We start from the raw sequence: 21955 nt of genomic DNA, 5'->3' as shown, positions 1-21955 counted from the left end.
ATATCGTTCACAATTTAGACACATATTATAATATTCGTCACAAATTTATAATGTCCTTCATCATTTCCAATTTATACAAAAATGTTTATTTATTAGTAGGGATTTTTATGATTATATGAAGCAAAAAGACTACGGATTATATTTCTTATGATGGTATTAGGTAAGAGGAACAATAAAAAGGGAGGGCGTTTTAAAACGCTCTCCCATTATTAATTGATTTGTTTTTTTATTTACCCACAAACATAATATGCAAGCAATTTTTGAACATCTTCAATGCTACTGCCTTTTTTGAATGTCTTAGTTATTGGTATATTTGCTCCAGATAACCAAATTTTAAGCTCGGCATCCAAATCGAATGTTCCAGCTGTTTCCGTACTGAAATGAGTGATACTTTTATAAGGAATGGAATGATACTCAACTTTTTTCCCCGTCATTCCTTGTATGTCTACAAGAATAAGTCTGTTGCCCGTAAATACAATCATATCCCTGATTAACTTGTACGCTTGTTGAACTTCTTCACCTGGAAACAATACTTCTTTTAGAGATTTGGATACTTCATCCTTACTTACAGTTGAAGAATTACCCATTAACCCATCTAAAATTCCCATCTATGTATCCTCCTTTATGATTCTGATTACTTAAAGTATACCTTACTAATGATTTTATATAAAATGGAATTAAATACTATAATATATTTGTACAAGTGTTCGACAAAAAAGATACAGGTTCTGTATTTATATGAAAGATATGAACTTACAAATAGGATGCTTGGTGGATGTCTTTATTTCCATCCCACCACTCTATTTTCAAATTCAATTAGAGTATTAAGGATCTTCAATAAAGGAGGAATTACGGTGCCAACTTGTCAAAACTGCGGCAGCAAATGGTCATGGAGTGATTCGCTTAAAAAATTAGCGTCATTCCGCAAAAATATGAAATGTAATAATTGTGGAGCTAACCAGTACCAAAGCACGTATTCACGAAAACTCACTTCTATTGTTGTATTATTTCCACTAGTAACCATTCCTTTTACGGTACTATTTAATTTATCCTTACCCTCTGTAATCATCATCGAATTAGTATTAATGCTTGTTGTTTTATTATCAATGCCTTTATTTTTACAATTGACTGATAAAGAAGAGCCGTTATGGTGAAAAAAGGAGACTGCTTAGAAATTCTAACAGTCTCCTTTTCTCTATTTTTACCTTCAATTCTATTGTAAAACTTCCTCACCTTGATAAATTCGGTAGGCAGGTACCACCGTATCAGTCACAATCTCTTTACCATTTTCACGGACAAAATCAAGTTTGTAATAAGAGTCAAAGCGCTGGCTGATCTCTGTTTTCACTAATTCTGGCGGTGTAACAACGATTAACTGGAATTTCAGTTTTTCTGCCACCGCAAAAATTGGATCAAGAACGTGTGCTGATGCCGCCTGGCCAAATGGATTATCACATACTAATGATACCCAGCTGTTATCTGCTTCACTCTTAACGGATAGAAGCATCATCATCATGACCATCCGGGCAGATAATTTTTGGCCGCCGCTTCCGTCTGACTTCGTCTTAGAACCTTGGTTAATAGTTTTCCAGGTTGAGTAATGTTCCTTCTGAGGCCGTCCATACATGAATGCGTTATCCGTACGCATGTTATAAACAAGCAGCTCAGGGAAACGATTGCGAAGAGATACAAACAGTATTTGTTCATCACTGATTAATTGTTTGATTTCAACCTCCAGAGCTTTATTGTGATCATCAATTGTCTCGAATTGCTTCGTGATTTTATCAATTGCCATAACGAAATGCTGCTTTAAAAGTGGTTCCACTTCTTCCGCATTTTTAGGCAATAGATCTTCCTTTAATTGAACCAGTGGGAATGTTCCACGCTCATTTTTGATTTTCATTTTCACAATCATGGAACGTATAGCATCGGACATACTCATAACCTTCATACTCGCACGGCTTGCCCAGAAATCCTGCGCCTTTTCAGCTCGTACTTTATCACGGTCCAATTGCTCCAAGCCGCTTCTTGAAAATCGTTTCATATTCGAAATAATCGTTTCAATATGCGCATAATGGCGCGTATCCATATGATCTAATGAGGTCAAAACTTCATTTTTAAATCGAAGCTCCCAATCTTTATCCTCAATGGTCAGCTTTAGCTTACGAAGCGATTGTTCAAGCTTGGCATGTTTAACCTGTTTTTCTTCAATGAAGTTTTGGTGGGCTTCACACCAGGCTAATATACATGATTTCCCCTGATTTTTGATTCTCGCCACGACCTCATCTGTATAAGGCACTGGGTTTTCCTTGAGGATTACGGATAATGTTAATTGGTCTCCCTCATATCCATTAATACGTTCGTTTGTCTCTTTCAGCTTCTTCTCAGTCTGATCCAATTGTTTTTTGGTTAATTTAGTTCGGTCTTTAATTTCTACCTCTTTAACATCCAGATCCTGATCTTCCCATTTTTCCGGCTCTTGTTCATGCTTGCTTAGCTTTTTCTGTGCTTTTTTCGCTTGTTCATTTGCCAGATTAAGAGAGGTTTCTGCAACGGTTACTTCCTTATCCTGCTTACGCTCCTCTTTATCTGCTTCTTTTGCTTCTTTTTGAGCAGTTTGCTGCAAACCCTCTAATATACTGATAGGTTCATCAGGTACAGGCCTTTCTCTCCAGTCTTCATGTTGCTTGGATAGCTTCTTCTCCAATTTAGACTTCTGAGACATTTCAGCTTCTTTCTGTGCTTTTAATGTAAGTAATTCCTGTGCCTGTTCTTCCTTGGAGCGCTGCAAGAGTTTTAATTCATTCAATTGCCCCATGATTTTATCTAATATATGCAGGGACAAGCTTGGTACTTCATCGTTACCCTCCATTTTTTCTGCAGGTGGAAATGAAGCTGTATTTACAAATTGCGCGATTTCCTTAATACTCTGGTCGATAGCCAATTTCCATTCCAAATAAGTTTGATTCCATTGAGCACTTCTATCATTCAGCTCATCTAAATCCTTGGCAATCTCAGCCTGCTGTGCAATAAGAGTAGATTTATGCGTTTCTTTAGCTTCAAGTAATTGTTTATGTTCGTCATATTTTTCTTTTTCCAGAATAAATGCTTCCAATACATCTACGTGTTTTCCGCATTCCTCGATTCTCACTAGCTTTTGATTGATTTGTTCACGTAATTGAGCATGTAATTCTTTTTCTTTATCGAGGATTTGAACAGTTCGTTTTAATTCCGTATCAACCTTGGATATTTCCTTTTCTTCCTGTTCAATGAATTTGGCAATATCTACACAAAGATCTGTATCCGTCATTCTGTTTAATTCGTTATATAAACGGCGAAGAGATCGTTCTGATTTTCCAAGCTCATCTAAAACATCTTTTTTTTCTTCAATTTTCTTTGAAATTGATACCTTCCATTTCATAAATTCATTACGGTTTGTGATAAGTTCATGTTCTTCACCGTGCAAAACAACAAAAGAAGATACCGGATTACCATTCATCTCTTCTCTCAAATAAACAGGTACCGGGCTTTTGAATAGCCTTCCCTGTAATAGATGATGATTGATCTTTTCCCATTGAGTCTGGCTGACGACTAACCCGAACGGTAAAAGAGGATAGGCCTCCAGGTGATGAAGACGTTCATCTTCATCCAATGATTGCAGGTACTGTGTCCCATAGAACACATCTATGCCTGTTTTTTCATCAATCCACTCTTTAAACTCTTTTAGATCCTGATTAGCAATCCAAAAATTCTCATCGTTCAAATAATGGTCTAGCTGACTCTCCCATAGTTCTTTTTTAACCTGTTCACTCTCTTCCTGATTCTGCGTTAATTGACCTTCAATTCCGGCAGCGTATTTGGATAATAGAGCATGGGTCAGGGATGGTGAGACATCATCCAAAACTAATTTCATCCGTTCTAAAATAGAGGATTCTTTTAAATCCTGCTTTTGGTAAGCCTCTTTCCAATTATCTCGTTTGGTGTTCAGATGTTTCAGTGATTCACGCAATGTTCCTAAGGAACCGGACAGTTCATTTTGAAACTCCTGTGTTTGTTGATCCTTCTCCTGCAGTTGTTTTAACTCTTCCTGAAGCTGGATTAGATTTTGTTTAAAATGACTGATTAACCCAGATAAATCATATGTGACACGGTCACCAAATTGGGTGGACATTTCCTTTGATTTCACTTCAAAAGTTTGAAGCTCATCCTGAATAGAAAGAATTTCTGCACTTAATTTAGCGATCTCAATCGTCTTTTGTTTATCATGACCACTTGATTCTTTAATCCGTTTAGTCAGGTATTTTTTGTAAGCATGGTACTGGTTATTTGATTTGGCAATATCTAGATTCGCCTTTTCCCATTCCTCTGTAACCTCTGCTTTAATTTCTTCCATTCGTTGATTCACTTGTTCTAATCCACTATTTTGTTCAAGTTTACTCATTTGGTCAGTCAGATTAAGAATCGTATTTTCAAATTCACTCCATTCCTTTAATAACAAGGAGAAGGTGAATTCGTCCCTTATTGCTTGTTTTTCAGCGACAACTTCCTTCAGCTGTTCATGTTTCTCTTTGTTTTTCTGAAGCTGCTCTTCCCACTTACGTACATCCTGATGGGCCTTGGCATACTCCAAATTATCCTTTTCAAAGCGTAGGACAGACAGTTGCTTCGTTAATTGTTCAATCTCTGTTTCTAGTGAGATTAACTCTTCTTTTTCTTGCTTAATGACATGGTCCAAAGCACCGAGGAGCTGCTGGCCTTCCTTCGTACTTGCTTGTACAATTTCTTCATGCTCTACACCGATTCTGACATGATCTTCAAAAGGAACAATATCCTCTAAAAATTCCTTGTGGGCTTGTTCTCTTTTAAGTAAAACCGGCAAATCCTTTGCGATACTGGCCTGGCTTTTAAAGATTTCGATTAGGTCATTCTTTTGCGCTTCAGCTTTATTTAATACCTGGCTGACTGTTGGGATAATTCTCTTTTGAAAAAGGGAATGATCATCCTCTGCCCCTTCGAAATATTTACCAACTCCGCCTTCATCCCTGTTAATCTCTTTCATAATGTCCCAATCTTTTCGATTAATGCCATATGTATCAAGAATGCGGTAATGTTTTTTTATGTCTCGATATACATCGAATCCATTCCATTTAAAATAATCTTTCAGTTCTTCCGGATCAGCAACCTGTCCATTCTCGTATAGAGGAATATGCTCTAATGCTACATCCTCTTTACGATCAAATTCTCTGGCATAAAAAGTGATATTCGGAACAATCTTAGCTTCACGCTCATCTGAACCTGTTTCTTCATTGAGATCCTCATCCAACAATTTCTTTTGCTCAGCAGAGAACATACCACCGGTCACTAAATGCCGCCCATCGGAACCATCCAGTTCCCACTCGATTAATATATGGAAAGTATACGGTGCAAATTGTTCCTTTTTATTAAAGAAAAATTGCTGATAAAAACGATTATTTTGTTTGCCCCATGCTGTACCCGGTTTGAGCACCTGAAAGATGGATTGCAGAAAAACCCCTTTTCCGCCACCATTCATCATCGCGATTAATCCGTTTGTTGATGTTTGTTCATTGTGAAAATCAAAGGTTGTGTCCTTATATTGCTTTTGCATCCCGTCATACTTCAGTCCGACGATTCTAATGCGATGGATTTTCGGCATGCTCCTGTTCCTCCGTTCTCATAAGTTCCTTCATTTGTTCATAACGGTCATAATCATGGTAAAGGAATTCAATCCGTTCAAATAACTCCATTTTCGGAACAGCTTTTGGTATATCATCCTTGTCCAAAATCACAATCAGCCCTTCAGTTTCGAGCAGTCTCATAGCACTCGTAATCAGTCCGATACGAGTGCGCCTGTTCCCTTTCTTTGTGCCGAAATCATCCGTTTCTATGACCATATGGACCCATGTAGTCACGATATCCGGCATATCAATGGCTTGTTCCTCGCCAAAGGAAGGGTCCTCCTTTAACATTCGATTCCAGTTTGTAATCAATTCATTAACCTGGCGTTCCAATGCATAATAGGTTATCCCTTCACGCTTTGTCCGAATTTTGGCTGCCTGATTCTTATCCACCATAGCCAAAAAAGCCATTAGGATGACACTCATTAAATTAAAATACTTCTTATTTTCTATTTGTTTGTGCTTATCCTTCATATGGGTAAAATTAGTTGCAAAGACCGACCCTGCCGGCTGTACTACTAAATGGATACGCTTAGGCGATTCTATAATATAGGTTCCGGATTCATCTGCCAGTAATAGGACAGTTTGTCTGACTTCCGGCTCATAGTAGGTTTGAAAATGTTCGCTCGTTTCATCAATTACTTTTTCTTTTAGTAAAGTAAAGTACACTTGCGAAGCCTTTTTTATAATCTCATTATTCATTTATTCGAGTTCCTCCCGGACACAAATTTTAAATGGTGTCATTTTGGTCCTATACCAATAAATCGGATCTGATCGATGATCAAACTCCGTATAAATATGACGACCTTCCAATGATAAAAATTGTGGATATTCATTCATTAATCGATGAAGGAGGATTTCACGTTCATCCGTCAATGTTTCCAATTTCCTTGTCGGAGACATGATTTGGAGAGGTTTCTTATCAAACAACATCCATAAATCAATCGTTTCGCTTTCCTCAAACCATTGATCCTGTATTTCCATAGGCATATCTGCTAAATCCGCTAATGAAAATTCTCCATATTGCTGTATATACTCAAATACATATTTCCATGCTTTAATAACAGAGGACCAATCTGTTACTCGCTTGATTAATTCTTCTTCTTCATCCTCATCTTGATTCGTATCTTCTATTTGGAGTGTATGTGCCGATTCCTGCTCCATCCAAATCCAGTCCAGTGGGAGAATAAATTCATTTTTGGGTGAAAATAGCGGTCCAATAATTTGATCAATCAAACCGAAGTCTTTAATTCCCTCTTTCATTAACCAATTTTCATAAATATGCTCTCGGAATGAAACAAGGCTGTTTTCCCAAAATAGAGAAGGATTTTCTGCTTTTAATTTCATCTCATATGAAATATTTTGAATAACCAGCTTTGCAAACCGGTCATGAAGCTGTCTGGTATGTTCAATTTTTTCATGGAGAAGAATTAATTCCTTTTGAACCAACCCATTTTCTTCAGTACGTTTCGCTTTTTCAATCATAGACGAGATGGTACGAAAATGATTTTTCTCCTCCTCGAATTGCTCTTCAATCTCCCACCGGTTTTCCTCTCTTTGGTGTTCTTGCTCCAGGAGAAGAATTTTCGGGTTGTTCATCATCTCTTTCTGAAAGGAATATTCCTTTGTCATTAAACGATTCACTCTCGAAATGAGGTGATCTAAATTCCGTGTCGCTTTTTTGAAGTTGCCATTTTTAATCAGCTGCATACTATATAGCTGTTCAATCGTAATGGAGAACTCTTCCGCCATTTCCCGACTCATAAAAATCATTTCTTGTGCAACATCGGTTAATTTATAAACGATGGATCCACCCATCTCCAGGTTTGTATACAGTTCATCCATCATCACATAACGATAGGTTTGAGTATCCCATACCTGTTTCGTTTCATCAAAATATAAGGATTCAAATGGCTTGCTGTATTCTTCCTTCCCCTGAAATAAGAGACCATTCGTAATTCTTTCTATTTGCTTTTCATCAGCCGTCAGCTTCATTTGTTTAATGCTGTCCTCAACCATATGTAAAATGTCGGTTTTTCTACGGCCATCATCATCATTTAATTCACGATAAAACATGGTCAGTAGAACTTGCATTAATATAGTCTGTATATAAGGCTTGAGTTCACCGATTTCCATTCCTTTTCCCAATTCGAACAAAGGATTCAATCGTTTCATCCTTTGAGAAAAGCCTTCCCACGATTCGTTCACATCCATCTCCTCCACGTTTCAATCGTTAAAACCTCCTGCGGAATTCGGGTTTTGGCAGCCCATAATTCATTCAAGCTGTTTTGCTCCTCTTCCGTGAACCAGGAAAAGAATCGTTCCCTGTGTATTTCATTACGTACCTGTCCTGTCTCCGAATTTGCCTGAACCATGCAGTCAAGCATTTTGCGGTAGATTTTTAAAGCAGGCTGAATGGTGCATTCTTGATATTTATCTATCAATCTCATACAAATGCTGTAGCCCTCTGCATCTAAGTCACCTACATAATAAAATAAATAGGAGGAATCCTTCGGGAAAAGTTTAAAGAAGAAGGAGAAGCTCCTTTCAATCTTTTTACCTTCACCATAAATAATCAGTTCCGGTTCGTAATCTAATATTTCTTCTTCCAGCAATTGAACGCAAGTATGGAAGAATGATAGATTTTCTACTATTAAAACACGTTTAATGTCGGCTATCTGAGCACCTGGCTTCAACCAAAAAACAAATGGTTCTCCAAATTTCATACTTTTTAATTCTTCCATCGATACGCCGATTCTTTGTAGAAATCCCTTTCCCTCAGGGAATAAATCAGAGTCCGTCAGAAATTTTTCATGACCGAAAAGCTCAAGACTCCGCTCTTCCAGCGAAACAATTTGTCTATCCTGACTTGATTTTAGAAACGAATAAAGGTTTTTCACCCTGAACCATTCATCTTCCGTTTGCCATTCCGGATGGTTTTCATAATAAGAAAAATCAAATCGATCATTCAGCTTAAGCATCTCAAGACGATCCCATTTAGTGATTTCTTTTTTGATATTAACCCAATAAAATAATGGCAAGGCTGGATGCCGGCCATTTGTTTGTTTATTTAGTATCGGTATAAGAATATTCTCTTCAACGAGTCTTTCGATAACATCGTGAAACAATGTATACCCATCCATATCAAAATAGTCTTCTATATGTATTCTTAATTGGCTCTCCAATACATTTACATTTAATTTTTTCTTTTGCTGAGGATGCTGTATATCTTCTATAAACTGTCTAACTCTCACTTCAACCTTATTAATAACTGCCACCTTCTTCTTGCTTCAACTTACTTATAGGATTATATCAAAAAATAACCTATTTTCTCTTGGAGAATTTTGTCGATACGTATTATTATACACAAGATTTTCTGCTTTTCGGCTTATAAATAGGAAAAAAACACTAAAAAAAGCATCTGTTTACTGACTTTAACAGTTAACAGATGCGTTTATAGTTATGATTAAACCATTACTTTACAAATATTATTTGTAAACTCTACTGGGTCATTGATTGGCAGTCCTTCTATTAATAATGCCTGGTTATACAATAACTCAGTATATAAATCCAGTTTGGCTTTATCCTGTTCATAAGCTGCTTTTAAAGATTGGAAGACTTCATGATTTGTGTTGATTTCCAATACTTTATCTGCCTTCACATTTTGATTATCAGGCATAGCATTCAGGATTTTTTCCATTTCAATCGTGATTTCTCCATCAGCAGATAGACAAACAGGATGCGTTTTTAAACGCTTGGAAGCTCTGACATCCTTCACCTTGTTTGCAAGCAATTCCTTCATATAATTGAATATTTCAGTATATTCATCTTCTTTTTCATCTGTTTGCTTGTCTGAAGAATTACGATCAATACCAAGATCTCCGCTGGAGACAGACTTAAATTCCTTCTCTTTATAGTTCATAATCATTTTAACGGCGAACTCATCAATATCTTCAGTGAAGTATAGGATTTCATACCCTTCATCAAGAACAAGCTCTGTTTGAGGAAGCTTTTCTATTCTTTCATAGGAATCACCGGTTGCATAATAAATGTATTTTTGATCCTCTGGCATTCTTGATACATACTCATCAAGTGTGACCATTTTTTTCTCTTTAGATGAGTAGAACATAAGCAGATCCTGTAAGGCTTCTTTGTTTGCTCCAAAATCACTATACACACCAAATTTAATTTGACGGCCGAAGGATTTGTAGAATGAATCGTATTTCTCACGTTTATTTTTTAATAATGATTGAAGCTCACTCTTAATTTTTTTCGAAATATTTTTTGCAATAAGCTTTAATTGTCGGTCATGCTGCAGCATTTCCCTTGAAATATTCAATGAAAGATCCTCTGAATCGACCATCCCTTTCACAAAACTGAAATGGTCAGGAAGTAAATCAGCACATTTCTCCATGATCAGAACACCGTTTGAATACAGCTCCAGCCCTTTTTCAAACTCCTTGGAATAATAATCGAACGGAATATTTTCAGGGATATAAAGAATCGCATTATAGCGGATTGTTCCATCAACATTGATGTGCAAGTGTTTAAGCGGCTTATCAAAGCCATAATGCTTCTCATGATAGAAGCTTTCATAATCTTCATCTGTTAATTCACTTTTATTCTTTTTCCAAATTGGAACCATGCTATTGATGGTTTGTTCCTCAATAATATTTTCATATTCATCTTCGCTGCCTTCAATTAGCTGCTTCTCCACGGTATCCATTTTGATTGGATAGCGAATGAAATCTGAATATTTCTTGATTATGGATTTTAGTTTATATTCATCCAAATACTGATCGAAATCTTCTTCCTCTGAATTTTCTTTAATCGTAAGAATGATTTCAGTACCGATTGTCTCCTTTTCGGATGGAACAATCGTATATCCTTCCGTACCTTCTGATTCCCATTTATACGCAGTATCAGAATCAAGCGCTTTACTGATTACGGTCACTTTATCAGCTACCATAAACGCTGCATAAAAACCAACGCCGAATTGTCCGATAATATCATGGCCATCTTTGGATTCATTTTCGCTTTTAAAAGCTAAAGATCCACTTTTAGCTATCGTACCAAGATTATTTTCTAGCTCTTCCTTGGTCATCCCAATACCGGTATCCAGGATGGATAAGGTTCTCTTTTCTTTGTCTGCACTTACTTTTATGTAATAACTTTCTTTATTAAATGTTAAGGACTCATCTGTTAATGCCTTGTAGTATAGTTTATCAATCGCATCACTGGCATTTGAAATGAGCTCACGCAAAAATACCTCGCGCTGAGAATAAATTGAGTTAATCATCATTTCCAATAATCGTTTGGATTCCGCTTTAAATTGTTGTTTTTCCATTTTCGTCTTTACCCCTCCATCGTGTTCTGTAAAGAAAAATTATTCGGCAATTAGCACTCATTGATAACGAGTGCTAATTGCTATCTATTTTTAATTATTCACAATTTTAATATGGTGTCAATATTTGTAGGAATACTTATTAAGGTAAAAGTAATTTTATGAAGGAATTTACTCAGAAGATCAATAGCCTTTTTGAAATGCATAGTTTATGACATTTTAGCAGATAGTAGGAATGAATTTTATTTGAGGAGTGATAATATGCCAAACTTAAATGAATTAGAACTTCAGAATCTTCGTCATATGATCGGGTCGCATGGCACCCTGGCCACTAAGCTAGATTATTATGCACAGCAATGTACAGACCCAGAAATCATACAACAGCTGCAAAAAGACGCTCAAGACGCAAGGAAACATAAAGAAGATTTAATGAAATTTTTATAAGCGGAGGTTTAGTCATGCAGGAAAAAGAAATGGTCAATGATTATTTATCAGGATTAAACAGCAGTCTCACAGGTTATGCGTCCATTATTGCGCAGACGGAGAATCAGGAATTAAGACAAAAGGTTCAAGATATGAGAAATCAAGATGAACAAAGACAATATGAAGTCTATTTATTAGCTAAGCAAAGAGGCTATTATAAACCAGCACAGCCTGCAACCGAGGACGAAATCATGACCGTTAAAAACGAGTTATCACAGGGATAACAAACACGCCTTTATTTAGCCCTCTTCTTGACAGGGTGGGGTTCGCTGGTTCGAACCCAGTCGGGATCATACTTTTCGAGAAGGCTTAAACCTAAGTGTATCAAGGGTTTGAGCCTTTTTTCTATTTCTCAAAGACTGCACAGAAGCTCACATGCCCCTGCACGTTCCAAGGGATTCACCTTTTTTATATAAGGTAGCACGATTCCAAGTAATTAGTTAAAATTAGTGGCTTTTATTTAACTCTTTTAGTCTAATATTATTATTTGCGGTTCCTGTCTTAGCTATAATGAATTTTGCAGCAAACATTATCGTTCTTATCAGCATCAAAAAAGCAAAAAAGCGGGCTATAATCCCCGCTCTCTTCGTTTAATGTCTGATTAATATCATAAAAGGATACTTAATAACTCTTAAATTTTATCAATCAATAACAGGAACTCCAGACCTTCATAGTTTCTGTAATGCTGAAGAATAAGTCCTACTTCTCTTTGGAGTAGGAAACTTTCAATTTGGAACTCTCTAATTGACCGCTATTGGTAGTGGTAACTAATATGTTTCCAGAACTTTTACCTAATTGTTTGAAAGTAAAAGTGACACTAGATGAACTAGCTTTTTTACTTGATAACAATTTGTTTTTTGAATTATAAATTTTAATTGTATCGCCCTTTTTGGTGTTCTTTATAACTACCTTATCGTCTTTGCTTTTGTTATTTGTTACTTTTACTTGGCTGGACTTTAATGTAGCTGATGGTTCTGCTTTAAAAGAGACCAACAGACGGGTACTTTCACCTAATCCAGAATTAGTGACTGAAACATAAACTTTGCCAGCTTTTTTGCCCAGCTGTTTAATAGTTGCTGTCATGCTTGTTCCCTTAGATTTCGTTGTGCTTAAGACTTTACCCCCGCTACTCTTATCATAGATTTTAATCGTGTCATTTTTCTTCAGACCAGTAAATGATACGGTGTCCGATTTATTGTAGTTATTCTGAATCTTGACTTGTTTAGAAGTTAACGCCTTAGTAGGTTCTGCTTTATAAGACATTGCTAATCTATTACTTTCAGCTAAATTTGACCTGGTTAGAGATATATATACTTTCCCGCTCTTCTCACCAAATTGTTTATAAGATAGGCTTACAGATGATCCTGTAGCTTTTTTACTAATTAATAACTTTCCACCACTACTCTTGTCATACACTTTTACAGTATCGCCAGTTTTAATTCCAGTAACCGTTAATGTATCGTTTTTACCTTTGTTATTGGTTACCTTCACTTGTTTAGATGACAAAATCGGAGAATGAGTTTGGATATTTAGAGTGTATTTATCGCTAAAAGAGTCTAAATATCCAGTATCTACACGAACGTAATAAGTACCTGCAGCCAATGTCACATTTTTTCTTACAGTTGCATTTTTCCCCTCGACTTTAATAGAATCTCCAATATAATCACCCTTTGAATTTAGCAAATACATCTCTTTTTCATACTTTGTCGTGGTTAGGTTCATTTTTATGGTTTCTTTTTTTGCCAGCTTGAATGTAAAGTAATCAACATCATCATATGAATAAAAACCGGTATAATTCGTATTGAGGTTTATACTATTAGCACGAGCTAGTGTGTCATTGTATTCTTTATCGTAATAATTACCCTCTTTAAATTTCAAATCAATAGTATATGGTGTTGTAATGTCTGAGTAAGATACAATGTATCTGTCTACATAAATATAATAAGTACCTGCTGCTAACCCAACTGATAAGGTTTCCTTGCCTATCTTATCCGTATATGTATGTAACGTGTTCAATTTTTTTCCATTACTATCCATGAGTACCAATTCTTTTTCAGGAAGAGTTCCGTTCGGTAGGGATAATTCAACTAATCCTGCTTTAGTTAGAGTGAATGTGTAATAATCAATTTCTTCTCTACTGTAAGAACTATAAATTGTAGTATTCAGTTTTATCGGAGTAGCATCCCATAATGTGTCATTGAATTCTTTTTCATAATTTTCTCCGGCTTTAAAAGAAACATTTAGCGAAAATTTACTATTTTCCACTCCGCTCTCCTGGATGATTCTAAGATAAATCGTTTGTCCCTTTTTAACACCAAGAGCGGTTTGTGAATTACCTTTGACAGTAGAGTTTGTTGTAAAAGAATCATATTCATACCCATTCTCATCGCTAAAATAAAATTGAAATTCTTCTTTTGAATTTGGTGCAGTAAAAGTTAGTTGTCCATTTGCAGGAGCTGTCACTTTGTAGTAGTCTGCATATTCCTTTAACTGTCCTGTAAGGGTAGTGTTTACCGCAATCGCCTTCGCTTTTCCAACGAACTCCTCAGCCGCATAGACATCTTTTGATTCTAATAATGGTGCGAATCCAAATAGGAACGCAAATACAATTAAAATAACAATACTTTTTTTCAATTTCAAAACTTTTCATCCTTTCAGGTCTTTTTTATTTGTATAGCAGGAATATATTACCACGTTTTAGTATTTATTGCTTAAAAAATTATTATAGTTAACAAGAAACACAGCTCTATTTACCCACACTAAGATACATATTCTTAAAGAAAGGGACATTAGGGGATGCTAAGAGAATGTTTGCGGATATGGATTTAGATAATTGAGGGTTACTGACTATGAACACTTACCCACCCCTTTCTCAAGAATCGCGAAGATTCAAGGATAAAGGAGTAATATTTATCAATGGATATTAACTTTAGTGCAAAGTCGGGCACCCAGATGATGCTGCTGTTTAATACCTGAATTTCTTCAACCTATCACCCATTGCCGCTGCAATTTAAATCATAACTGCGGGAAATAGGTGGTAATCTTTTAGTCTTTTTACCTACGTGATGGTCGTTTTAACTGTATTAATATTTACGTTTGTCGAAAAATTTATAGGTTAATATACTTAAATTCTTATAAAAATAATGAATTTATATGGTAAATTTGGTGGTGTTTATAAAAATTGTAGGAGGAATGTTATGAAGAAGATTAGATTGGTGTTTTTATCATTGGTTTTGCTTTTATCGGTTGCTATCCCATCAATTAGTGGGGATTGGCGCATGCTGCCACGAATGATGGCCAAACAATTCATACGGCAATACCAGTTCCATTGCCTAGTGCTCTAAAAGGAAATTTAGAACGCACCGAATATATGTATTATAAAGTAACAATACCTGAAAATGGCGCGCTCACCGCGGCGATGACCAATACGCAAAATTCGGTTAACGTTAGCATCATGGATGGGGCACAAAATAATTACAGTTGTTTTTCTACTCCAACCAATATCATAGGCGAGACAAAACGTTCTGTCGGATTTAAAAAGGGTGATATTGTTTATATTAAAGTTGATAATTGGAGTTTTGGTTTAGAACCGGCTGCAGACTATATGTAAGGCTATCCTTTACAAAAGGAGATAACTATGAAAAAGAAGCTAACGATAGCTTCTTAACTGCAAACCCTATTAAATTTAATACTAATTATAAGGCCTGGTACAATTATAATGATGAGTATGCTGATTATTACACTTTTAAACTCTCTAAAAGAGATACATTAAGATTTAGTTTAAGTAATGGCGATAATTATATGATTTTGTATAATCAGAATGCTAACCAACTACTGTGAAAGCTAGCTTTCTCTATAGCTTCATATGCAGGATTGAGGATCCAACTTCACTAGCACTACTGTTTAACCCGCATGATTTCATTTTCTCTTCTACCTACTAGTCCAATTCTAGTTTTAATTTATGTTGATTTTTTATTTAGTGCTTTTGCATTTAAAAACAAACTCGGTATTTAAGTTTAATCATTCACTAAACTTGGCTGATTTTATTAAAGTTCAACAATCGTGTACTCATACCCGATTGTATTTATAAATTTATACATATCTTCTGTAGACATAAATAGAGTTTTAGTGTTGTCATTTGGGTGGAACGTTATTAATCTTTCTGAAAGCATCTCTTTATCTAAATAGACTTTTATGTCGTGTTCATCATTATTTAGCAATCCAAAAATAGAAACAAAACCAGGAGATAACCCCATTTTTTCCATTAACCTTTCGGAAGAACCAAAGCTTATCCGTTTTTCATTGAGAATAGTAGCAAGATGATCCATATCAAGACGCTTTGCTCCATCCATTATAACTAAATAAAACGCATTCTTTTTTTTGTTGGTAAGAAAGAGCGTTTTAGTGCGCACCCCTTCTTTCCCATCAATATATTTGTCTGCTTCAGCTGTTGTCCAAACGGGAGGGTGTTCAACTACTTCAAATGGAATATTCATTTTAGTTAAGGTATTATATACAATTTGATATTGTTCCATAAAGAATAGGCCTCCATCATTACAGTTCTGAATATTGTTATTATATTAAAATATTTTATCATAAAAATCCCGAAGTATTTGCCTTTGATAAATCAATCTTGAAAAATCTTATTAATCATTTTAAATAACGATCACTATGCTAACCAATAGACCATAACAAAAGAAACTGCGATCTGATGTGAACCCAAGAAGTTAGATTTGGACTCTAACTGGGGTTCAGTACAGATCGCAGTTCCCTTAATTTTATCAAAAATAAGCTACTAGCAAATTATTAGAATCTATAGCCATTAAGTATTGTTCGCTTATTTTAGCTACCGATTAATCAGATATATAAAAGCTAGTACTACAATCGATAATGCAATAATAACTGACATCCACCCAATCTTCACTCTTATTAATAAACGGTCAACAATAAAGAATGAGATGGCAGAAATAAGACCAAAAACCTGTAACATTGATCCGAAAATAACATGAAATAAAAAGGAAGCAATTTCACAAATTAAACCTTTTTTAGAAAGCTTCCTGCTAACCCAGTCACTAAATATGGATGTCATAACCCCGTAGGAAATAACAATCATAAAATTCATATAATATAAATTATAAAATAAATCTCCTTCAAAACCCGCTGGTATTGAAAAGATAAGGGAAAATATTAAACTACTAACAACGGCCGTTACTATTTTCCTCTTTAAAATAATGGATATTTCCCCTATTTTATCTTGTTTGCTCAAACATAGCACCCCTAAGAAAGATTAGTATTTAATATAAATATTCGATAATCCATCATCTATACCCTTTTTCATTAACGTGCCCCTTTATCTCCATAAGAGGTTTAACAAAAAAACATAAATCCTTCCTGGATCAACGGACTGATAGTAGTACAATAAAAAACTGGCTACAGGATTTTAAATCCTGTAGCGCCTCAGTAGAATATTATTTTATTCGCTTAATTTCTTAATTTGGCTTAACAGATCATTATAAACAGCGATTTCCTCCAATAAACCAATTTCCGAAAGTAATTCTGAACTTAATGTGCCTGCCTCTATATTTTCTAAATACAACTCAATACCACTTGCTAGTTCCATATTATGCTCTACCACTTGATTATGGATATCCTCTAACATAGCCGGTGCTTCAAGGATATTGAATTCTTCTAATTCATTTTGCATTTCTGTTAATAACTCTTCTAATTGAATTTTTGAATTTAAATCGTTTATTGCTGCTTCTGCTACAGTTGGTAATTCATTTGCAAATTGATTTATATCATCAATATAGTCAGTAGCTTCCGTAACATAATTTAAAGAATTTGACACTTCCTCTATTGTCGAACAACTCGTCAGAAAAATAGTCATTGGTATAATAAGCAATGATAATAATTTTTTCATTTTTTTCCTCCATCCCTCAATATAAACAAATTATATTCCTAAAAGACTCACATAATGGACAACTATATTTCATCTCATTATCAGTCTTCCGAATTATTAATATAAAATGTGATCAATGTAAGAATAGCATTTATCTTTAACAGAAGCTCTCCCACAAACCTACTGATATCTTCTAGTTTAACACATTAACCAATTACTCCATTTATTCTCGAGCCAATCAAAAGCAAACATTCAACTATAACAAAACAATCTATTCCATGATTGTATATTTAATGTTAAAAAGAATTATTGCCCACACCCTTAATCAAACCAAATAATATACTGTCGTTAGCCTATAAAAAATTGAATTAGGAGTGTATATTAATGGAATATTATAATCGACAAATTCCCGGGCTTCCCAATCTTCCGTTTCCTGTTCCAGGATGGCCTGGAACATCAACAGGGTGGCCGAATACCAATACTGGAATGCCCGGTACACCGACAGGGATGCCAGGCACAGGTGGTTCACCAACTGGGGGCACACCCCCACCTTCACAGAATACGATTAATATGTATCAATATCTTCTACAAAACCCGTCAAAAGGCCAAGAGGTTCTAACATCAGGTACATGGGTTGGTTCAGGAACTGGAACAACTTTTGGGGTGGGCTGTGATAGACGCTGGACAATTATGCTTTTAAATAATGGTCGTTATGTATTAATGTGGGTCCTATCAGCAAGTCCATTTGGTAATACTACAGGCATCATTTTTCCCGCTTTTACTTTTGCCTCTTTCCCTACATCCAGTATATTAGCTTATAGTTGCTAATTATTAATGATCTAGACATATGCAAATACCACGAATCTCTTAATATGACGGCTAAAAGTCAACCATCTGTCCACCGATACGATAAGTAGATCACTAGCGGTGGATAGATATTTTCTCTCAAAGTAAATATCTATTATTCATAAACAGTGCCAATTTATTAAGTATAGTCTTTCCTGATAGTTATGGGGATCTAAATTAAATTGTCACTGATGTTTGATAAGAAGCTAATTCATAGTATTTACATAGAAATTGTTATATATTTGATAGAATAACTTATATAGGAGGAAATATACATGCAAACAATCCCTATTATTGTTTCTACCGAATGGTTATCAAGCCGACTTGATGACCCTAAATTAAGATTAATAGACGTAACTACTCTTATGAAACCCATAGAAAATGGCAGCATCGCACTCTCATCAGGTAAGGAATCATATGAAAAGGAACATATACCTGGGGCAGTGTATGCAGATTTAATAAATGAACTGTCTGATACCGCTTCTGATTTTCCGTTCACTATTCCTGATAGAGATTATTTCATAGAAAAGGTTTCAGAATTAGGAATCGGCGATCCGGATACTTACACGGTAATCTATGACCGAGGAGCGGTTGTTGGGGCTCCATTTTTTGCTCCATATTGGGCATCTCGTTTAAGATGGCAGCTTAAATATGAGGGCTTAGACAATATTGCTGTTTTGGATGGCGGTTTGCCAAAATGGATTGAAGAAGGTCGTCCAACTTCAACCGAAAAGGCATTCTATCCTAAAGCTTCATTTAAAGGCAACAGAAGAGATGAATTGTTGGTAACAATGGATGAGGTTTTAAAATCTTTAGATGATGATTCGGTTATTCTAATCAACAGTCTCTCTCCAGAGGATTTTCGCGGTGAAACTAACAGTTATCCTAGAAAAGGCCATATCCCAGGCAGTGCCAATGTATTCTTCGGATGCCATACGGATTCAGCAACAAAAAATATTCTTTCCGATGAAGAATTGAAGGATAACTTTGCGGATACCGGTGTATTTGACTCCAATAAAAAAGTAATCACCTATTGCGGTGGCGGGATCGCTGCTACCTGGAATGCTTTAATACTAGAAAAATTAGGTGTGCAAAATGTCGCGGTGTATGATGGCTCCATGAATGAATGGGCCTCCAAGCCTGACCTACCATTAGTAACTGGAAGTAAATGATAGATTAATTGTTAATTAGAGAAGACCCTCAAATTTTCGATTTGGGGGCCTTTTACTCTAGATTGCAAGTTTGTGTTGAGCATCGGCTATATAATTGAGCGAATTGGCTGGATTTTGTATGGGTTTGGCTGGATTGTCGGTTAGATTGAACTGTTAGGAAGGATTCTTACTCAAAGATAAAGAAATATGTATGCAGAAAGATATTCCGAGAATGGAGTTGGGGATTTGAATAAAGATGAAAATTTAATGAATAATGGTTCTGCAACTTCAAAAGCTACTTCTGCATATTTAGATAGACATGGAGTTATAAAAAGAGACCTTTATCATTTTTCAGTCTCTCCAATCGCCATTGGCACACATTTAGGCAATATGGATGAAACAGACTCAAGACTTTATCAAACTTCGATTGAATATGGATTGGAAAATGGAATCAATTTTGTAGATACAGCCATTAATTATCGAGGAATGCGATCAGAACGTGATATCGGCTTAGTTTTATCTCGTTTAATTGATAATGGAACAATAAATCGCGAGGAAATAGTGATTTCTACAAAAGCCGGAATTATCCCAGGAGATATTGATATAGGGCTTGTACCTAAAGATTATTTACAGAAAATACTCCTAGATGCAGCAATAGTTGAAGAAGCCGATTTACATATCGTAGGAAATCAGCGACACGTTTTGGCTCCTTCCTATTATCAGTTCGCAATCGAACAAAGTAAGAAGCATCTCAGAATAAATACCATTGACATCCATTATATACATAATCCCGAACTCTCAATGGTGGTTTTAGGAGAAGAAACTTTTTATCATCAGCTTGAATCACTTTTTTTATTTTATGAGGAACAAGTATCCAGGGGAAATATTCGTTATTACGGGTTTGCAACCTGGGGTGGATTATTATGTAATCCTAAAGAGAAAGGGTATGTATCATTGGAGAAAGTTATGCAAACTTTAATAAAAGTTGTTGGAGTAAATCATCATTTCAAATTTCTACAATTCCCCTATAACAAAATCCTTCACTATGCCAAAACAAGACGAAATCAACAAGTAAATCAAAAATTTCATACTGTTTTAGATGCCGCGAAGGAATTTGGGTTAACTACAGTGACCAGCGCTCCATTTAACTTAGGTAAATTAATTGATAGAGAATGTACTCCAGACGATTATTTACTCTCCATTTTGGGAGAGCAAAACATTAGCTCAGTAATGGTGGGAATGAAACATCCGAACCATGTGGTTAACAATCTTAGATTAATACAGATAAAACATTGAAAATTGAAATCGATGAATTGAAAAGGCATAAACTTGGTTTATGCCTTTTGCTATTCTTGTTTAAAATAGTTCATTCATCAATTCTTTCAATAATTGTAGCGTTCGCCATTCCTGCTCCCTCACAAATGGCCTGTAGACCATACCTACCCTCTATCCGTTCTAATTCATGCATTAACGTAATCATGACGCGGGCGCCACTAGCTCCTAATGGATGGCCTAGTGCAATAGCTCCTCCGTTAACATTTAATTTTTCCGGGTCAGCTCCTAGCTCCTCCATCCAGCATAAAGGAACAGGTGCGAAAGCTTCATTTACCTCATATAAATCCATATCATTAATGGTCAAACCGCTCTTTTTTAATACCATTTTAGAAGCCTCAATCGGACCTGTAAGCATTAAGGTCGGATCAGAACCTATTACTGTTCTGGATATTATTTTAAAACGTGGTTTTAATCCCAATTCAATTGCTTTCTCTTTTGACATAATAAGGAGTGCAGCAGCCCCATCACTCATTTGACTCGCGTTACCCGCATGAATAACTCCGTTTTCTTTAAATACGGTTGGCAGTGTGGCCAGCTTCTCCATTGAAGACTCACGACGCGGTCCCTCATCCTGAGTAACCACAGTTTTAGTCCCGTCATCATTAACTACTTCTACTGGCATGATTTCTCGTTCAAAACGTCCTTCATCCTGTGCCCGGATAGCCTTTTGATGACTTTTAATTGAAAATTCATCTAGCTGATTTCGGCTGAATCCCCATTTTTCTGCAATTCTCTCTGCAGATAATCCCTGGTTAATTAATTCATAACGTGAAGAAAGTTCTTCACTTGGTTTTGCATGTAACCTATTTGACCCCATTGGCACGCGAGTCATACTTTCAACTCCACCTGCAATTACAATATCCATATCACCGCTTAAAATAGCCTGTGCAGCAAAATGAACCGCCTGTTGACTTGAGCCGCATTGACGATCAATCGTTGTGGCAGGTACATGGATTGGGAAATCGGCCATCAGTACAGCTGATCTTGCAATGTTTATGGCTTGTTCTTCAACCTGAGAAACACAGCCAATAATAACATCTTCAACCAAACCACTGGAAATACCAGCTTTTTCGGTAAGTTTACGTAAAACTTCTGCAAGTAAATCATCTGGACGAACTGAACTGAATACACCCTTTCTTTTCCCGACTGGAGTCCTGACTGCTTCGACTATAACCGCTTCTCTCATTCGAATTTTCCCCCT

Annotated in this window: 19 protein-coding genes; 8 read left to right on the top strand and 11 right to left on the bottom strand. The window is 35.9% G+C overall.

Annotation, left to right across the window (positions count from 1 at the left end; all coding sequences use genetic code 11):
• Window positions 1-230 precede the first annotated feature (230 nt).
• Window positions 231-608, bottom strand: coding sequence for a PH domain-containing protein (locus tag AC4D4B_RS09255; protein WP_490994494.1), 378 nt, complete (start codon window positions 606-608; stop codon window positions 231-233).
• Window positions 609-854: 246 nt separating this feature from the next.
• On the opposite strand from AC4D4B_RS09255, the gene AC4D4B_RS09250 reads away from it, so the two are divergent.
• A complete protein-coding gene (locus AC4D4B_RS09250; RefSeq protein ID WP_490994493.1) occupies window positions 855-1154 on the top strand; it encodes a TIGR04104 family putative zinc finger protein in 300 nt (99 codons plus the stop codon).
• A gap of 59 nt (window positions 1155-1213) precedes the next feature.
• Here AC4D4B_RS09250 and AC4D4B_RS09245 read toward each other — a convergent pair whose 3' ends face one another.
• From AC4D4B_RS09245 to htpG, 5 genes are all read right to left on the bottom strand, one after another.
• Entirely contained in the window at window positions 1214-5674 is a 4461-nt protein-coding gene (locus AC4D4B_RS09245) for a coiled-coil domain-containing protein (protein WP_490999760.1), read from the bottom strand.
• Entirely contained in the window at window positions 5652-6398 is a 747-nt protein-coding gene (locus AC4D4B_RS09240; protein ID WP_490999759.1) for a DUF6063 family protein, read from the bottom strand. The genes AC4D4B_RS09245 and AC4D4B_RS09240 overlap by 23 nt, the downstream gene beginning before the upstream one ends.
• On the bottom strand, window positions 6399-7910 hold the full coding sequence (locus tag AC4D4B_RS09235; RefSeq protein WP_490994490.1) for a hypothetical protein: 1512 nt from the start codon (window positions 7908-7910) through the stop codon (window positions 6399-6401).
• Window positions 7901-8974 carry a Wadjet anti-phage system protein JetD domain-containing protein gene (locus tag AC4D4B_RS09230; protein ID WP_490994489.1) on the bottom strand — a complete coding sequence of 358 codons (1074 nt, stop codon included), beginning with the start codon at window positions 8972-8974 and terminating at the stop codon, window positions 7901-7903. The genes AC4D4B_RS09235 and AC4D4B_RS09230 overlap by 10 nt, the downstream gene beginning before the upstream one ends.
• A 188-nt stretch (window positions 8975-9162) precedes the next feature.
• Window positions 9163-11043: a molecular chaperone HtpG gene (gene htpG, locus AC4D4B_RS09225; RefSeq protein WP_490999758.1), complete on the bottom strand. Its 1881-nt coding sequence runs from the start codon at window positions 11041-11043 to the stop codon at window positions 9163-9165.
• Between the two features lie 258 nt (window positions 11044-11301).
• Between htpG and AC4D4B_RS09220 the strand changes: the two genes are divergently transcribed.
• Both AC4D4B_RS09220 and AC4D4B_RS09215 read left to right on the top strand, forming a co-directional pair.
• Window positions 11302-11484 carry a hypothetical protein gene (locus tag AC4D4B_RS09220; RefSeq protein WP_490999757.1) on the top strand — a complete coding sequence of 61 codons (183 nt, stop codon included), beginning with the start codon at window positions 11302-11304 and terminating at the stop codon, window positions 11482-11484.
• A gap of 14 nt (window positions 11485-11498) precedes the next feature.
• Entirely contained in the window at window positions 11499-11747 is a 249-nt protein-coding gene (locus AC4D4B_RS09215) for a spore coat protein (protein WP_490999756.1), read from the top strand.
• Between the two features lie 475 nt (window positions 11748-12222).
• Here the strand turns inward: AC4D4B_RS09215 and AC4D4B_RS09210 are convergent, their stop codons facing one another.
• Window positions 12223-14163 carry a PPC domain-containing protein gene (locus tag AC4D4B_RS09210; RefSeq protein WP_490999755.1) on the bottom strand — a complete coding sequence of 647 codons (1941 nt, stop codon included), beginning with the start codon at window positions 14161-14163 and terminating at the stop codon, window positions 12223-12225.
• A gap of 557 nt (window positions 14164-14720) precedes the next feature.
• Between AC4D4B_RS09210 and AC4D4B_RS09205 the strand changes: the two genes are divergently transcribed.
• Together AC4D4B_RS09205 and AC4D4B_RS09200 are read left to right on the top strand one after the other, a co-directional pair.
• Entirely contained in the window at window positions 14721-14867 is a 147-nt protein-coding gene (locus tag AC4D4B_RS09205) for a hypothetical protein (protein ID WP_490999754.1), read from the top strand.
• Window positions 14868-14893: 26 nt separating this feature from the next.
• Entirely contained in the window at window positions 14894-15133 is a 240-nt protein-coding gene (locus tag AC4D4B_RS09200; RefSeq protein WP_490999753.1) for a hypothetical protein, read from the top strand.
• Window positions 15134-15569: 436 nt separating this feature from the next.
• On the opposite strand, the gene AC4D4B_RS09195 is transcribed toward AC4D4B_RS09200, so the two are convergent.
• The 3 genes from AC4D4B_RS09195 to AC4D4B_RS09185 all read right to left on the bottom strand — a co-directional run bounded on the left by AC4D4B_RS09195 (window position 15570) and on the right by AC4D4B_RS09185 (window position 17443).
• Entirely contained in the window at window positions 15570-16058 is a 489-nt protein-coding gene (locus tag AC4D4B_RS09195; RefSeq protein ID WP_490999752.1) for a prolyl-tRNA synthetase associated domain-containing protein, read from the bottom strand.
• 311 nt (window positions 16059-16369) lie between these two features.
• Window positions 16370-16789 carry a hypothetical protein gene (locus tag AC4D4B_RS09190; RefSeq protein WP_490999751.1) on the bottom strand — a complete coding sequence of 140 codons (420 nt, stop codon included), beginning with the start codon at window positions 16787-16789 and terminating at the stop codon, window positions 16370-16372.
• 207 nt (window positions 16790-16996) lie between these two features.
• Window positions 16997-17443 (bottom strand): DUF6376 family protein, encoded by a 447-nt coding sequence (locus tag AC4D4B_RS09185; RefSeq protein ID WP_490999750.1) that lies wholly within the window; start codon window positions 17441-17443, stop codon window positions 16997-16999.
• A 363-nt stretch (window positions 17444-17806) separates the two neighbouring features.
• On the opposite strand from AC4D4B_RS09185, the gene AC4D4B_RS09180 reads away from it, so the two are divergent.
• The 3 genes from AC4D4B_RS09180 to AC4D4B_RS09170 all read left to right on the top strand — a co-directional run bounded on the left by AC4D4B_RS09180 (window position 17807) and on the right by AC4D4B_RS09170 (window position 20715).
• Window positions 17807-18250 (top strand): hypothetical protein, encoded by a 444-nt coding sequence (locus tag AC4D4B_RS09180; protein WP_490994483.1) that lies wholly within the window; start codon window positions 17807-17809, stop codon window positions 18248-18250.
• A 293-nt stretch (window positions 18251-18543) separates the two neighbouring features.
• Complete coding sequence (locus AC4D4B_RS09175) at window positions 18544-19440, top strand: sulfurtransferase (RefSeq protein WP_490999749.1); 897 nt, start codon at window positions 18544-18546, stop codon at window positions 19438-19440.
• A 186-nt stretch (window positions 19441-19626) separates the two neighbouring features.
• The gene (locus tag AC4D4B_RS09170) at window positions 19627-20715 is read left to right on the top strand and encodes an aldo/keto reductase (RefSeq protein ID WP_490999748.1); all 1089 of its coding nucleotides are present in this window, start codon (window positions 19627-19629) and stop codon (window positions 20713-20715) included.
• Between the two features lie 70 nt (window positions 20716-20785).
• On the opposite strand, the gene AC4D4B_RS09165 is transcribed toward AC4D4B_RS09170, so the two are convergent.
• Window positions 20786-21940 carry a thiolase family protein gene (locus AC4D4B_RS09165; protein ID WP_490999747.1) on the bottom strand — a complete coding sequence of 385 codons (1155 nt, stop codon included), beginning with the start codon at window positions 21938-21940 and terminating at the stop codon, window positions 20786-20788.
• Between the last annotated feature and the right edge of the window lie 15 nt (window positions 21941-21955).

This window comes from Pradoshia sp. Z6_59 (genome assembly GCF_058267515.1).
The sequence above is the reverse complement of the archived record's forward strand: the minus strand, read 5'-3'. Positions and strand labels throughout refer to the sequence as shown.

Bases quoted from the DNA above. Each gene is read 5' to 3' on its own strand.
- AC4D4B_RS09245 (WP_490999760.1), bottom strand. From the start codon at position 5,674: ATGCCGAAAATCCATCGCATTAGAATCGTCGGACTGAAGTATGACGGG.
- AC4D4B_RS09215 (WP_490999756.1), top strand. From the start codon at position 11,499: ATGCAGGAAAAAGAAATGGTCAATGATTATTTATCAGGATTAAACAGC.
- AC4D4B_RS09205 (WP_490999754.1), top strand. From the start codon at position 14,721: ATGAAGAAGATTAGATTGGTGTTTTTATCATTGGTTTTGCTTTTATCG.
- AC4D4B_RS09255 (WP_490994494.1), bottom strand. From the start codon at position 608: ATGGGAATTTTAGATGGGTTAATGGGTAATTCTTCAACTGTAAGTAAG.
- AC4D4B_RS09195 (WP_490999752.1), bottom strand. From the start codon at position 16,058: ATGGAACAATATCAAATTGTATATAATACCTTAACTAAAATGAATATT.
- AC4D4B_RS09240 (WP_490999759.1), bottom strand. From the start codon at position 6,398: ATGAATAATGAGATTATAAAAAAGGCTTCGCAAGTGTACTTTACTTTA.
- AC4D4B_RS09220 (WP_490999757.1), top strand. From the start codon at position 11,302: ATGCCAAACTTAAATGAATTAGAACTTCAGAATCTTCGTCATATGATC.
- AC4D4B_RS09200 (WP_490999753.1), top strand. From the start codon at position 14,894: ATGTATTATAAAGTAACAATACCTGAAAATGGCGCGCTCACCGCGGCG.
- AC4D4B_RS09235 (WP_490994490.1), bottom strand. From the start codon at position 7,910: ATGGATGTGAACGAATCGTGGGAAGGCTTTTCTCAAAGGATGAAACGA.
- AC4D4B_RS09180 (WP_490994483.1), top strand. From the start codon at position 17,807: ATGGAATATTATAATCGACAAATTCCCGGGCTTCCCAATCTTCCGTTT.
- AC4D4B_RS09170 (WP_490999748.1), top strand. From the start codon at position 19,627: ATGTATGCAGAAAGATATTCCGAGAATGGAGTTGGGGATTTGAATAAA.
- htpG (WP_490999758.1), bottom strand. From the start codon at position 11,043: ATGGAAAAACAACAATTTAAAGCGGAATCCAAACGATTATTGGAAATG.
- AC4D4B_RS09185 (WP_490999750.1), bottom strand. From the start codon at position 17,443: ATGAAAAAATTATTATCATTGCTTATTATACCAATGACTATTTTTCTG.
- AC4D4B_RS09165 (WP_490999747.1), bottom strand. From the start codon at position 21,940: ATGAGAGAAGCGGTTATAGTCGAAGCAGTCAGGACTCCAGTCGGGAAA.
- AC4D4B_RS09175 (WP_490999749.1), top strand. From the start codon at position 18,544: ATGCAAACAATCCCTATTATTGTTTCTACCGAATGGTTATCAAGCCGA.